The organism is Embleya sp. NPDC020630 (assembly GCF_044334985.1).
Taxonomy (GTDB): domain Bacteria; phylum Actinomycetota; class Actinomycetes; order Streptomycetales; family Streptomycetaceae; genus Embleya.
This window is the reverse complement of sequence record NZ_JBIRUB010000013.1, coordinates 154,976-167,862: the sequence shown is the minus strand read 5'-3', so window position 1 is coordinate 167,862 and position 12,887 is coordinate 154,976. Positions and strand designations below refer to the sequence as shown.

13 protein-coding genes are annotated in these 12,887 nt (G+C 72.8%); 8 read left to right on the top strand and 5 right to left on the bottom strand.

Features of this window, described 5'->3' with window-relative positions:
* Positions 1-35 precede the first annotated feature (35 nt).
* The 3 genes from ACH4XV_RS34325 (at position 36) to ACH4XV_RS34315 (ending at position 1,830) form a co-directional block, all read left to right on the top strand.
* The gene (locus ACH4XV_RS34325) at positions 36-716 is read left to right on the top strand and encodes a TetR/AcrR family transcriptional regulator (protein WP_395796237.1); all 681 of its coding nucleotides are present in this window, start codon (positions 36-38) and stop codon (positions 714-716) included.
* A complete protein-coding gene (locus tag ACH4XV_RS34320; protein ID WP_395796236.1) occupies positions 713-1,486 on the top strand; it encodes an SDR family NAD(P)-dependent oxidoreductase in 774 nt (257 codons plus the stop codon). Before ACH4XV_RS34325 ends, ACH4XV_RS34320 begins: the two co-directional genes overlap by 4 nt.
* Positions 1,487-1,623: 137 nt before the next feature.
* Positions 1,624-1,830 (top strand): cold-shock protein, encoded by a 207-nt coding sequence (locus ACH4XV_RS34315; protein WP_395796235.1) that lies wholly within the window; start codon positions 1,624-1,626, stop codon positions 1,828-1,830.
* A gap of 101 nt (positions 1,831-1,931) precedes the next feature.
* Here the strand turns inward: ACH4XV_RS34315 and ACH4XV_RS34310 are convergent, their stop codons facing one another.
* Complete coding sequence (locus ACH4XV_RS34310) at positions 1,932-2,426, bottom strand: PaaI family thioesterase (RefSeq protein ID WP_395796234.1); 495 nt, start codon at positions 2,424-2,426, stop codon at positions 1,932-1,934.
* A 224-nt stretch (positions 2,427-2,650) separates the two neighbouring features.
* Here ACH4XV_RS34310 and ACH4XV_RS34305 point away from each other — a divergent pair, with 224 nt between their 5' ends.
* The 4 genes from ACH4XV_RS34305 to ACH4XV_RS34290 all read left to right on the top strand — a co-directional run bounded on the left by ACH4XV_RS34305 (position 2,651) and on the right by ACH4XV_RS34290 (position 6,951).
* Positions 2,651-4,639, top strand: a complete 1,989-nt coding sequence (locus ACH4XV_RS34305; RefSeq protein ID WP_395796233.1) for an ABC1 kinase family protein — start codon at positions 2,651-2,653, stop codon at positions 4,637-4,639.
* 178 nt (positions 4,640-4,817) lie between these two features.
* The gene (locus ACH4XV_RS34300; protein ID WP_395796232.1) at positions 4,818-5,522 is read left to right on the top strand and encodes a hypothetical protein; all 705 of its coding nucleotides are present in this window, start codon (positions 4,818-4,820) and stop codon (positions 5,520-5,522) included.
* Positions 5,523-5,858: 336 nt separating this feature from the next.
* Positions 5,859-6,617 (top strand): class I SAM-dependent methyltransferase, encoded by a 759-nt coding sequence (locus ACH4XV_RS34295; RefSeq protein WP_395796231.1) that lies wholly within the window; start codon positions 5,859-5,861, stop codon positions 6,615-6,617.
* Positions 6,618-6,744: 127 nt separating this feature from the next.
* A complete protein-coding gene (locus ACH4XV_RS34290) occupies positions 6,745-6,951 on the top strand; it encodes a hypothetical protein (RefSeq protein ID WP_395796230.1) in 207 nt (68 codons plus the stop codon).
* Positions 6,952-7,098: 147 nt separating this feature from the next.
* On the opposite strand, the gene ACH4XV_RS34285 is transcribed toward ACH4XV_RS34290, so the two are convergent.
* On the bottom strand, positions 7,099-7,755 hold the full coding sequence (locus tag ACH4XV_RS34285) for a hypothetical protein (RefSeq protein ID WP_395796229.1): 657 nt from the start codon (positions 7,753-7,755) through the stop codon (positions 7,099-7,101).
* Between the two features lie 340 nt (positions 7,756-8,095).
* Between ACH4XV_RS34285 and ACH4XV_RS34280 the strand changes: the two genes are divergently transcribed.
* Positions 8,096-10,138: a prolyl oligopeptidase family serine peptidase gene (locus ACH4XV_RS34280; protein ID WP_395796228.1), complete on the top strand. Its 2,043-nt coding sequence runs from the start codon at positions 8,096-8,098 to the stop codon at positions 10,136-10,138.
* Positions 10,139-10,180: 42 nt separating this feature from the next.
* Here ACH4XV_RS34280 and ACH4XV_RS34275 read toward each other — a convergent pair whose 3' ends face one another.
* The 3 genes from ACH4XV_RS34275 to ACH4XV_RS34265 all read right to left on the bottom strand — a co-directional run bounded on the left by ACH4XV_RS34275 (position 10,181) and on the right by ACH4XV_RS34265 (position 12,620).
* On the bottom strand, positions 10,181-10,990 hold the full coding sequence (locus ACH4XV_RS34275) for a DUF3152 domain-containing protein (protein ID WP_395796227.1): 810 nt from the start codon (positions 10,988-10,990) through the stop codon (positions 10,181-10,183).
* Positions 10,991-11,088: 98 nt separating this feature from the next.
* The gene (locus ACH4XV_RS34270; protein WP_395796226.1) at positions 11,089-12,006 is read right to left on the bottom strand and encodes a hypothetical protein; all 918 of its coding nucleotides are present in this window, start codon (positions 12,004-12,006) and stop codon (positions 11,089-11,091) included.
* A 101-nt stretch (positions 12,007-12,107) separates the two neighbouring features.
* Positions 12,108-12,620 (bottom strand): SigE family RNA polymerase sigma factor, encoded by a 513-nt coding sequence (locus ACH4XV_RS34265; RefSeq protein WP_395796225.1) that lies wholly within the window; start codon positions 12,618-12,620, stop codon positions 12,108-12,110.
* Positions 12,621-12,887 lie beyond the last annotated feature (267 nt).

Below are 12,887 nucleotides of genomic sequence, written 5' to 3'. Positions count from 1 at the left end.
GTCCCATCGGGACAATAGGGTGTTACGGTGCTGATATGAGCATCGACGACCCCGAGTCCGACGGCCGTCGGCAACGCACCCGGCGCAGTCGGGAGGCGATGTCCGACGCCGCCGTCGAGCTGCTGCTCGCGCACGGTCTCGACGGAGTCACCGTCGAGGCCGTCGCCGAGCGGGCCGGGGTCACGCGCCGCACGTTCAGTCGGCACTTCGCCGGCAAGGAGGACGCGATCCTCGCCGAGTTCCGGGAGAACACCGCCCGGATCAACGACGCGCTGCGCGCCCGTCCCGAGGCCGAATCGCCGCTGCTCGCCTACCGCGCCGCGGTGGCCGACTGGCTGGCGATCGAGTACACCGCGGCCGACGCCCGGCTCGCCCGACACCTGGAACTGTTCCGCCGGGTCGACGGTGAGCCGGCGCTGTTCGGCGCCTACCAGCGGATCCGGGTCGAGGCCGAGGCCGAATCGGTGCGGGTGATCGCGGCCCGTCTGGGCGTCGACCCCGACCACGATCCGCGCCCCGCGGTGGTCGTCGGGGCCGGCGCCGGCACCCTGGTCGCCGCGTTGCGGGCCTGGGCCCGGACCGGCGATCCGGGGGCGCTGCCGGCGCTCGCCGAGCGGTTCTTCGATGCCCTGGTCGGCATGCTCGCCGACCCGACGGGGGACGTCCATCCCACATCAGGCAACACCCGTTCCACAAAGGTCGTGAACCACCCATGAGCACCACCACCCCCGAGTACGCCGTCGAGTTCGCCGGCAAGGTCGCCCTCGTCACCGGCGCGGCATCCGGCATCGGCCTGGCCATCGCCCACCGACTCGCCGCGGGCGGCGCCGCGGTCGTCCTCGCCGACTTCAACGAGGCCGGCGCCCGGGAGGCCGCCGACGCCCTGTCAGCCACCGGCGCGCGGGCCGCGGCGGTCGCGGTGGACGTGACCGATCCGGACTCGGTCGAGGCCGCCGTACGCTTCACCGTCGAGACCTTCGGCGCGCTGCACCTGGCGGTCAACAACGCGGGCATCGCCGGGCCCAGCGGGCCCACCGGCGAGTACGACGTCGCGGCCTGGGACCGGGTGATCGCCACCGACCTGTCCGGGGTCTTCTACTCGATGCGCCACGAACTGCCCGCGATCCTGGCCGCCGGCGGTGGGGCCGTGGTCAACATGTCGTCGATCCTGGGCACCAACGGCTTCGCCGGTCAGGCCGCCTACGTCGCCGCCAAGCACGGGGTGATCGGCCTGACCAAGACCGCCGCCGTCGAATACGCCGAACACGGCGTGCGGGTCAACGCGGTGGGCCCCGGGTTCATCGAGACCCCGCTGCTGCGGGACAGCGACGAGGAGCAGCACGCGCTCCTGGTGTCGCTGCACCCGCAGGGCCGCCTGGGCACCGCCGAGGAGGTCGCCGAACTGACCGCGTTCCTCCTGTCCGACCGGGCCTCGTTCGTCCAGGGCAGCTACCACCTGGTGGACGGCGGCTACTCGGCCCGCTGAGCCGATCCGGGGCCGCCGCCCGCGTCCACCGCGTGTTTCGCCGCCGGCCGGGCGGGAAATCTCGGGGGCCGCAGTCGCGACGAGGCTCCGGCGGACGCGCCCGTCGCGCGTCGTGGCATCAGATGAAGGAATGAACGATGGCAACAGGCAAGGTGAAGTGGTTCAACGCGGACAAGGGCTTCGGCTTCATCGAGCAGGATGACAAGGGTCCGGACGTCTTCGTCCACTTCTCCGCCATCCAGGGCACCGGCTTCAAGCAGTTGGAGGAGAACGACGAGGTCGAGTACGACGTCACTCAGGGTCCCAAGGGTCCGCAAGCGGAGAACGTCGTCGTCCGCAGGTAGGCCGCGGTCGCACGTTCGACCGCCACCGGGGCATCGCCGGGACCGCGGTCCCGCCGGTGCCCCGGCCGCGTTTCGCCCGAGCGCCGGGACGACCGCTCGGGTCAGGGTGTCGGCAGGTCGAACAGCATGCACGTGCTGGTGGCGTGGGCCAGCAGCCGGTCGTTCGCGTCGTACAGGCCGGCCTCGGCGAGGGCGGTGCGCCGGCCCCGGGTGAGCACGGTGCCGATCGCCCGGACCTTGCCCGTATCCACCGTCATCGGCCGCAGGAACCGGGTGGACAGGTCGAGCGAGGTGTAGCCGACGCCTTTGGCGAGGGTGGTGTGCACGGCGCAGCCGGCCGCCGAGTCGAGCAGGGTGGCGTAGAGCCCGCCGTGCACACTGCCGATCGGGTTGTAGTGCTCCTCGCCCGGGACGACGGCGAACACCGCCCGGCCCTCCTCGACCTCCTCCAGGGTGAAGTCGAGATTGGCCGCGATCGGCGGTCCGGGCAGCCGTCCGGCCACGATCTCGCGCAGGAAGTCCAGCCCCGACATGGTGCCCACGGCGACGGCGGAGAGCTTCGGGTCCTGCCAGGTGAACGTGCGCGACCGAGTCATGTGCCTTCCGACCTTCTTCCCGACGACGAGGGCGAGGGCGGCGACGCCCTACGACGATGATGATCCAAGCCCTCGACGGCGCTTCGCCCGGCCCCGGGTGGGGGGTCGGGCGGTAGGTTCTCCTCCGCACGTGCAAGATCACTCGGGGAAGGTCTCATCAGCATGTCGCATGGATTCTCGGCGCCCGCCGACGGACACGTCATATTCGCGGCCGGCTCCCGGGGGTGCCCGTGCTGAGCGCGGGTGAGGCCGGCGTGGATCGGGGCGTGTTGTGGGTGGCGACCACGCTCACCGCGCTGGCCCTCGTCGTCGGACTGGCCTGGGGCGCCCGGCGGTTGCTGGGGTTGCCGGTGGGGACGAGGCGTACGCTCGCGGCGGGGCTGCTCGGCATGGTCGTGTCGTGGGCCGTCGGCGGCAACATCCAGCGGCACAACCCCGGCGTCTTCATGACGGTGACGCTCGGCGTCGCGCTGCTCGCCTCGATGACGTTCATCGTGGTGATCGAGGCACTCGTGCCGAGCGGGTCGTGGCCCGGCACGGTCGAGTTCGTCCGCGGACTGCGTCGGCGCGCCGCGCGGGGGCGGCGCTACTCGCAGATCAGCCGGATTGCCGCCCGGCACGGACTGGGCCCGTACCTGCGCGGTCGGCGCCGGGCCGACGCGGGCGGCCGGCGCGCGGTCCTGGCCCGCTCGTTGCAACAGGCGCTCCAGGAGGGCGGGGTCACCTTCGTCAAGCTGGGCCAGGTGTTGTCCACCCGCCGCGACCTGCTGCCGGTCGAGTTCGTGGACGCGCTTGCGCTGCTCCAACACCGGGTCGCGCCCGCGCCGTGGGCCGAGGTCGAGGCTCTGCTGACCGCCGAGTTGGGCGCGCCGGTGTCCGACGTCTTCGCCGAATTCGACCCGGAGCCGCTGGCGGCCGCGTCGATCGCCCAGGTGCATGGGGCCCGGTTGCGCTCGGGCGGCGAGGTCGTGGTGAAGATACAGCGCCCCGGGATCGGGCCGATCGTCGAGCGGGACCTGGACATCCTGGCCCGGCTCGCGGCGAGTCTGGATCGGCGCACCGCGTGGGGACACGCGCTCGGTCTGGTCGAGTTGGCCGACGGCTTCGCGGTCGCGTTGCGCGAGGAACTGGACTTCCGGATCGAGGCGCGCAACACCGCCGCCGTGCTGGCCGCCGGGTCCGGGCGGCGGGATCCGCAGCTGATCCTGCCCCGGCCGCACCCCGAGTTGAGCACCGCGCGGGTGCTGGTCCTGGACCGGTTGGACGGGATACCGCTGGGGACCGCCGTGCAGACGCTCGACGAACGCGGGCTCGACCGTGGCGGGTTGGCCCGTACGCTGCTCGGCGAGTTGTTGCGGCAGATCATGTTCGACGGGGTGTTCCACGCCGACCCGCATCCGGGGAACATCATGCTGCTGACCGACGGCCGGTTGGCGCTGCTCGACTTCGGCTCGGTGGGCCGGATCGACGCACAACTGCGGGGCGGATTGCAGGATCTGCTGCTCGCGCTCGGCCGGGCCGATCCCGCCGCGATGTCCGACGCGCTGCTGCGGGTGGTGACCCGCCCGGCGGAGTTGGACGAGCAGCGGCTGCAACGTGCGCTCGGCCGGTTCATGGCCCGCCATCTCAGCGCGGGACTGGCGCCGGACATGGCCATGTTCACCGACCTGTTCCGGCTCGTGTCCGCGTTCGAGCTGACCGTGGCGCCGGAGATCGCGGCGGTGTTCCGGGCACTGGCCACGGTCGAGGGCACGCTCACCGGGATCGAACCGGGCTTCGACATCTTCGCCGAGGCACGCGGCTATGCGACCGCGCACGTCACCGAACAGTTCGAACCGGGCAGCCTGCGCGACGCGGCCACGAGCGAACTGCTGCACCTGCTCCCGGTGTTGCGCCGGCTTCCGCGCCGCTTCGAGCGGCTGACGGGGGCACTGGAGGAGGGACGACTGGGCGTCAACGTACGATTGTTGGCCGACGAGCGCGATCGCCGGGTGGTCACCTCGCTGCTGCATCGGACGCTGCTGACCGTGCTGGGGGCGACCGCCGGGATCATGGCGGTCCTGCTCCTGGGCACCGAGGGCGGGCCGCGTGTGGGCGAAAGTGTGGGGCTGTACCAGGTGTTCGGCTACAACCTGCTCGTGGTCAGCTGCGTACTGGTGTTGCGGGTGTTGTTCACCATCTTCCGTGCGGAGCGGTTCGAGAGGTGGCGTTGACGGACTGCCGTGCTCCGTACCGAAATTGGTGATGCCTCGCACGAGTCGGTGACGCTGTGCACGGTCACGGCAACTCTCCGGTATCTTCTGCTTCATGATCATTTCGATGATCGTGCGCCACACCCGTCCCATCATTCGTCCGTCCCATGACGACCCATGCATCCAGGGGGAATCCCACATGAAGCGTTGGCCTGCCGCCCTTGTCCTCGCGTTCGGCATCACCATCGGCGCCGGCGGCGCCCAGAGCGCGGTCGCCGCGTCCACGCACACCCCCGCCTGCGTGGCCGACGCCTCGCCCGGCCATACGCGCCGGCATCTGCCGGTGGCGGAGATCTTCGTGACCGACAACACCGCCGTGATCAGCGATCCGAACGATCCCCGACTGCGGACGGAACTGAACCGCTTCGCCTGCCAGGTGCGTGCGACGATCCGCGCGCACGGTGCCGACCCCGACAAGTCCTCGTTGCTGGACGGGGTGTTCTGGTCCGGCGAGTCGCAGAGCGTCACCTACGAGCGCTCGCGCGAGTTCGACGTCGACGGCCTGGACGCGGCGGAGCTCAACCACATCGCCGACGTGCTGCGCAAGCGCTACGACCAGGAGTCGGTGCTCACCTTCGAGTACCTGCGCGCCGACTCCCCGCGCGCGGACGCGATCGAGGTCGAGGTGCCGAACGTGGGCGTGCAGCGCCTGCACGACGGGCTCGCCGCCGACCCGGAGGCGCGCGAACGTCTCTTCGGCGGCTCGGTCACGGTGCGCGGTGGCAAGTTGATCCTGGTCGCCGACCGCGCGGACGCGGCCCTGGTCGAGCGCTTCGTCGGCACCCTGGGCGGCGACTGGTCGTCGGCCACGGTCCACTACGGGGACCGGGAGTTCGTCGGCTAGGTCCTGTCCGGCGGATCTTGGTGGATCGGGCCGCGTCGTCCGGTGCCGTGCATCGGCGTGCCGGAGAAGCAGCCGCATAGTGGTTCTCTTCGGCTGTTTCTCCGGTGCGGCGAGGCGAGCGCAGCGAGGAGCCCGAAGGGCGGATGCCAGGCGGCGCGGACCCGCCAAGATCCGCCGGACAGGGCCTGGCACGACGACCGTGCGGGGCGGGATGTGCGGCGACGGTGGCGTGCGTCGCCGCACATCCCGCCCCGGCCGCGCTCGGCCGGTTTCGCGGCGATGGGCCGGGGCGGAAAACGTTTGCCGGATGGGTGGCGGCGCGGTATTGATGCGGATATGTCACGCACCTTTGCAGATCTGACCGCCGAGGCCGAGTCGGTGTCCGTGGCCGGCTGGGACTTCTCCTGGCTGGCCGGACGGGCCACCGAGGCCCGCCCCTCGTGGGGATACCAGCGGCTGATGGGCGAGCGCCTGGCCGGCGTGTCCGCCGCCCTCGACATCCAGACCGGTGGCGGGGAGGTGTTGGCCGGCGTACCGAAGTTGCCGCCCACCATGGTCGCCACCGAGTCGTGGCCGCCGAACGTGGCCAAGGCCACGGAGTTGTTGCACCCGCTCGGCGCGGTGGTGGTCGCCGACCCCGACGAACCGCCGCTGCCGTTCGCCGACGCCGCCTTCGACCTGGTCACCAGCCGCCATCCGGCGACGGTTTGGTGGTCGGAGATCGCCCGCGTGTTGCGGCCCGGCGGCACCTATCTGGCCCAGCATGTCGGCCCGGCCTCGGTGTTCGAGCTGATCGAATACTTCCTGGGCCCGCAGCCCGAGGCGCGCAAGGGTCGACACCCGGACACCGAGAGCGCCGACGCGCGGGCCGCCGGTCTGGAGATCGTCGATCTGCGGACGGAACAGCTGCGGATGGAGTTCTTCGACGTCGGCGCGGTCGTGTACTTCCTGCGCAAGGTGATCTGGCTGGTGCCCGGCTTCACCGTGGACGCCTACCGGGACCGACTCCACGACCTGCACGAACTCATCGAACGGGACGGACCGTTCCTCGCGCACTCGACCCGGGTACTGTTCGAGGCGCGGCGACCCGACTGAGCCGGCCGGGGCGCGCGGGCTCCGCGCCGGTGACGAGCGCCGGGGTACGCCGGGGCGGACCGCCCCCGCGCAGGCCCGGGCGGGTGACATGGCGTAGCCCCCGGCCGATCCCGGCGTTGAGCACGGTATGACCCAGACTCGACGCATCATCGCCGCCGTGGTCCTGGCGACGGGCGCCGCCGCACTCGCCACCCCCGTCGCGAACGCGGGTACCCCGCCCCCGGACATCGCCCTCACCACCCCGGACAGCACGGCCTCGGCCACCGACGGCATCACCCCGCAGCAGGCCCTGGGCACCGCCATGAGCTCCCTCGTCGGCGGCCTCGCCCATTGACCCACCCGAAGCCCGCGGCGGCCCCGTCCGCCGCCGGCCGGACCGACCGCCGCCGCCCCTGCCTCCGGAGCGCGGCGGTTTCCCGTTACCGGGGCCGGAAATAACCGACCTCGCCCGGTTCGGTGCGAAATGCCGACGCTCCGGGGATCACCGGTGGCTTGTGGTCACCGCCGCCACACCGGGAGCGCGAGGCTCGATGCCCGGTTCGGGGAACAACGCGTGCAGGCGGGCGACCAGCGCGGCGTCCGGGAGGACCGCGCGGCGCGCGTCGGCGGCGATCGGGCAGGACGACATCACCCGCACGCCGTGGCGCAGGCCGTCGTCGTACCCGAACATCACGACGTAGTCCGCCTGGCGACCCGCCCCGGAGCAGGCGAGGCCGCCGGCGGGCAACGCGGGTTGGGTCCGCAGCGCCCGGGCGTACTCGGTCGGATCCGGGAGGGCGCGCGTGCCGGCCAGGTCCGTGCGGTGCCGCGCCGGTCGGTCGTCGCGTGGATAGCGGCACACCACGGCGGAGCGCGGCGTGCCCGGGACGAACGGGTCCGCCGGGGCGGCATGGTTCGGCAACCGCCAGTCGGGGGTGGTCGGGTCGACCCACCGGGGGCAGCCCTCCGCGTCCACGGGAGCGGGCGGCGGCGCGGGGTCGGCGGTCGCCGAATACCGCGCGGGCGCCTCCCCGGCGGCATTGAGCAGCGCGGTCCCGCCGAGGCCGACCGCGATCACGGCGACCACCGGCGCGGCCCACCGGCGACGTCGGTGATCGCGCGGCGGACTCGGCTGATCGGCACGCGGCTTCTCGCCCATGACAGCACCCTGACACACGGCCCCGCCCGCGTGCGCGGCGGGCCAACCGGCTTTCGGCCTGGGAAGGTTGCCCCCGACGCCCCGGATACGGCGTGCGCCGAGAGCGCTACGGCCCGACCGGGCCGATGTGGCCGGGGTGGGCGGCGGGCGTGCTCGGCACAACGCCGGCCACGTGCGTCCGAAGGGCCGCAAGCGGTGCGAAGCCGACAGGAAAGCCCGGACGCGCGCCGGTCCGCGCCGCCGCCGGCGCGACGCGCGCCCGTCAACCGGCCGGCCCGGGTTGTTTCGCCGGGTGGCGAAACATTCGGCGGGGCCGGGCCCGGCGGCCAGTCTGTAGCGCATGTCGATGATCGGTTTGCCCCGGCAGTTCGTGCGCACTCGGCGGTTCACCTCGGGTCTGCCCACCGCGTTCACCGTGTCCGGCGACGGTGCGTCGGTGCTGTTCCTGCGCAGTCGTTCCGGGGAGGATCCGGTGGGCTGCCTGTGGTGTCTGGACCTCGACACCGGCGCCGAGCGGCTGCTCCTGGATCCCGCACGCTCGGCGCGGGCGGCCGGCCGGGCCGGGATCGCCGCGTACGCCACCGACGACGCGGCTCGTCTCGCCGCGTTCGTGCTGCCGGACGGGTTGTGGGTGGTCGACGTGCCGACCGGGCGTGCGCGTCGGTTGCCCGTCGAGGGGCCGGTCGCCGACCCCCGCCCCGACCCGGCCGGGCGGCGGATCGCCTATCTGGCCGACGGTGCGCTGCGGGTGGTCGAGGCGGACGGCACCGGGGACCGGGCGGTCGCCGAAGCCGACGGCACCCACGTGCGTTTCGGGGTCGCCGAGTATGTCGCGACCGCGTCGATCGGCCGGGACCGCGGCTACTGGTGGTCCCCGGACGGTACGCGGCTCCTGGTCGCCCGCGTGGACGAGAGCGAGGTGCCGATCCGCTGGCTCGCCGACCCGACGGATCCGGGCGTCGCGCCGCGCGCCCTGCGCTACCCGGCGGCGGGCGACCCCAACGCCGAGGTCACCCTGTGGCTCGTCACCCTCGCCGGTGAACGCGTCGAAGTGCGCTGGGACCGAGCCGGGTTCGAATACCTGACGGCCGCCGGCTGGGACGCCCACGGCCCGTTCGCCGAGGTGCAGAGCCGCGACCAGCGCACCGTCCGCGTATTGGCCGCCGACGAGGGGGACGGCCGTACCCGCCTGCTCGCGGAACGGCAGGACCCGCACTGGGTGCACCTGCTGCGCGGCACCCCGGTACGGACCGCGTCCGGCGCCCTGGTCGGGCACTCCGACGCCGACGGCACCCGCCGACTCACCCTGGACGGAGTACCGGTCACCCCGGCGGGCTTGCACGTGCGCGAAGTGTTCGGGGTGGACGGCGACGACGTGTTGTTCGGCGCCGCCGACGACCCCACCGAGGCCGGGATCTGGACGTACCGACCGGGTGCCGGCGCCGAACGGCTCGACGGGGAGGCGGGCGTACATGCCGGCGTGCGCCGCGCGGGCACGCTCGTACACACGGCCCGGACCCCCGATCGTCCGGGCGCCCGCACGCACGTGCTGCGTGCGGATCGCCCCGCCGTGCCGATCCGCTCGTATCCGGCCGAGCCGGTCCTGCGGCTGCGCGCCACCCGGATCATCACCACCGAACGCGGCCTGCACAGCCAGGTGTTGCTGCCGTCGTGGCATCGCGCGGGCGACCCGCCGCTGCCCGTGCTCGTCGACCCGTACGGAGGTCCGGCCCTCCAGCGGGTCACCGCTCAGCAGGCGCCGATGACCTTCGTTTCCCAGTGGTTCGCCGAACAGGGCTTCGCCGTGCTGATCACCGACGGCAGCGGGACGCCGGGGCGCGGTCCGGCCTGGGAGCGCGAGCCGGCCGGCGACATCCTCGGCCCGGTGCTCGCCGACCAGGTCGCCGCGCTGGCCGAAGTGGTGCGCCAGCGGCCCGAGTTGGACGCCTCGACGGTCGCCGTGCGGGGTTGGTCGTTCGGCGCGACACTGGCCCTGACCGCCATCCTGCGCCGCCCGGACGTCTTCCACGCCGCGATCGCCGGCGGCGCCGTCACCGACCAGCGCCTGTACGACACGCATTGGCGCGAACGTTTCCTCGGCCGTCCCGACGAGCACCCCGAACGTTACGCCGCCTGCTCACCGCTGTCCTCGGCCGCCGAGTTGCGCCGACCCCTGTTGCTGATCCACGGGCTGGCCGACGACAACGTCTGGCCGGCCAACACATTGCGCCTGTCCGGCGAACTGCTCGCCGCCGGAAGGCCGCACGAGGTGCTGCCGCTGGTCCGCACCGGCCACACGCCCACGGACGAGAACCTCTTCGAGAAGTTGCTGGCCCATCAACTCGACTTCCTGCGGCGCCATTTGCGCCTCCCACCACGCTGAGCGGTCCGCCGGGCGGCGGCGGGGCAACGGGCGGGCGGGTCGTCAGCCGCCGGCGCTCGGGTATGGCCAGGGGTTGGCCTCGCACAGTTCCCCGTTGTCCGCCACCCGGGACTTGGTCTGCTGCATCATCACCGGAGCCAGGCCGCCGGCTGCGCATCCGGTGCTGTGTTGGTGGCCCATCCGGTGGCCCACCTCGTGGTTGATCAGCATGCGGCGGTAACCGAGGAGGTCGTCCCCGTACGCGGTCGAACCCTGGGCCCAGCGGCTGCCGTTGATCATCACCCAGGGTGTGCCGGTGGCATTGCACGACACGTTGGACCTGCTGGTGTCGCCCACGATCGGCGAGCAGATCCGATGCAGGGTGCCGGGGCTGGACAAGCGCACCACGAACGACGCGGCGCCGTCGGTGCGGGCGAAGGCGAGCCCGTCCCGGGACCAGCTGCGCGGATCGTTGAGGGTGCGCTGCACCATGTCGGCGAACAGCGCGCCGTCCAGGGGCAGTCCCTGCTCGATCTCCACCCGATAGGCGACTCGCCGCCCCGGACGCGGCGCCGCCGCCTCCCCGGGCACGGTGACGAACGTTCCGCCGAGCCGCAGTTCGGCGTCCAGGGCGAACGGCACGCTCGCCTGCGCCTCGGGGTCCGGCGAGGCGGATGTCCGTACCGGCAGGTCCCGTTGCGCCGACGGCCCGTCCGGGCTCGGGGAGGCCTCGGGCAGCCGTCCGGTCGGTGCCTCGGGCCGGGCGGCGCCGATGTCGGCGGTCGGTGAGCCGCCGCCGGAGCCGTGCGGTATCAGTGCGATCAGGAGCACCACGGCGGTCACCACCCCGGCGACGACCCACGCGCCGGTCACCAGTCGCCGGCGGGCGTGCGAGCGGGCCCTCGCCCTGGCTCACGCGCGGCTCCCGGCCGGGGTGCGTGATCTCGATCGTCGGCCCATGGCGCGCCCGCTCACCCCGTCCCCGGTTCGGCTGCCCGCAACTGCCGGGAGATGTCCGACCAGCGCGCGTCCCGCACGATCGCCCGCGCCTGGTCGTCGGTCAACGGCATCCGTCGTTTCTCGTCCGGGATCTCCACCCGGTCGAGCGGCCCGATGGCCCAGAACAGCCGGAACACGGTCGGCCCCGACGGAATCTGGATGCCCTGCCCCCAGACCAGGCCGGCCTCGGTCCTGCGCACGGACTCCGACGCGAAGCGGTCGGCCTCCCCGAGCGGGCCGACGCACTTGAGGTGGTGTCTGCGCCCGTACTCGTCGATCCGGCTGGGCTCGGTGGCGGCATCCGGGGCGCACGCGGCCAGTTCGCCCGAGCGCAGCGACATCGACACCCCGGCCGGTCCCTGGCCGTTGTCCCACGTCAGCTCGGCCGAGATGCCGTACTCCGGCGAATATCCGGTCCGTACCGCCGACTTCGTGCCCTCCGCCGGCAGCAGGGCGACGAGCAGGTCACCCAGCTGCCGTGCGATCACCTCCCGCGCCTCGGCGATTCGGGCCTCGGCCGCCTCCGACCGAGGTCGCGCCTCGGGTACACCGCTCGACGCGGGTGACATCGCTTGCTGCGACTCGGGCTCGCCCGCGTCCAGGGCGACCGTGGCCGAGAGCACCCCGATCGTCACCACCGCGGCCATCGAGGCCACGACGGCGCCCGCGCGGATCCATACCCGCCGCCGGCCCCGGGCGGCGGCACGGGCCACCACATCGGCCATCGGGCGGGCGTCCTGGCTCCCCAACTCGGCGTGCAGTTGCCGTCTGAAGGCCACTTCGAGGTCGTGGTCGACGTCGATCACGACGTCGAGGTCGGTGTCCGCTCCGCCGGGGGACCCGCGCCCCGGCTCGGTCCCGGATCGTGGGGTCACCCGATCCGCCGCCATTGCCGCCTCCCGTTCCGGTCGACATCGGTCGCCGTATCGGTTTTCGTATCTGCTTCGGTTTCGCCGTCGTGCTCGGTCTCGCTGGTCACTGCTCTCCTCGCTCAGCCGATCAGGGGGTTGACCTCGAGCGTTCCGCGCAACCGGGCCAGTGCGCGGGGGCCGGCGCTCTTGACCGCGGAGGTGGACATGCCGAGCATCTCGGCGACCGCCTCCACGCTGTGGTCCTCCCAATACCGCAGCACCACCACCGCCCGGTCCCTCGGCGCCAACCGCATCAGCGCGTCGATCAGGGTCAGCCGTACGTCCGGGAGATCGGCGTCGGCCGCCGCGTCGGGGCGGCGCTCCAGGCCCGCCGTGTCGATGCCGGGCAGCTCGGTGGAACTGCGTCGGCGCCTGCGGTCGAGGTAGGCGTTCAGGAGCACCCGCTTCGCGTACGCGTGCGGCTGGTCGGTGTGCTCGATGCGGCGCCAGGCCACGTACAGCTTCTCCAGGGCGATCTGGGTCAGGTCCTCGGCGAGATGCCAGTCGCCGCACAGCAGATACGCCGTCCGGCACAGGCGTTGCGCCGAGGACTCGGCGTACTCGGTGAACCCGTCGCGGCCCTGCCGTCCCATCCCGACCTCCCCTCCTGTCGCGTCCGTCCCTGATCCATACGCATCCGGAGGAGGGGCCGGATGCACGTGTCCTGCGTCACAGCGCGGCCGGGGCGGGCGGGGTCACCCGCGCGGGCTCGTACGCGTGTCGCAATCGGTCCCCCAATTGGCATGTCGGGCCGGTCATACCGACATCGAACGGGCCATACGTTGGTTCGGCGCCCGAGAACGCGCGCACCGTCGACCGACTCGGTCGCCGAACCCGGCCACATCCACCCGAAGGAGCCA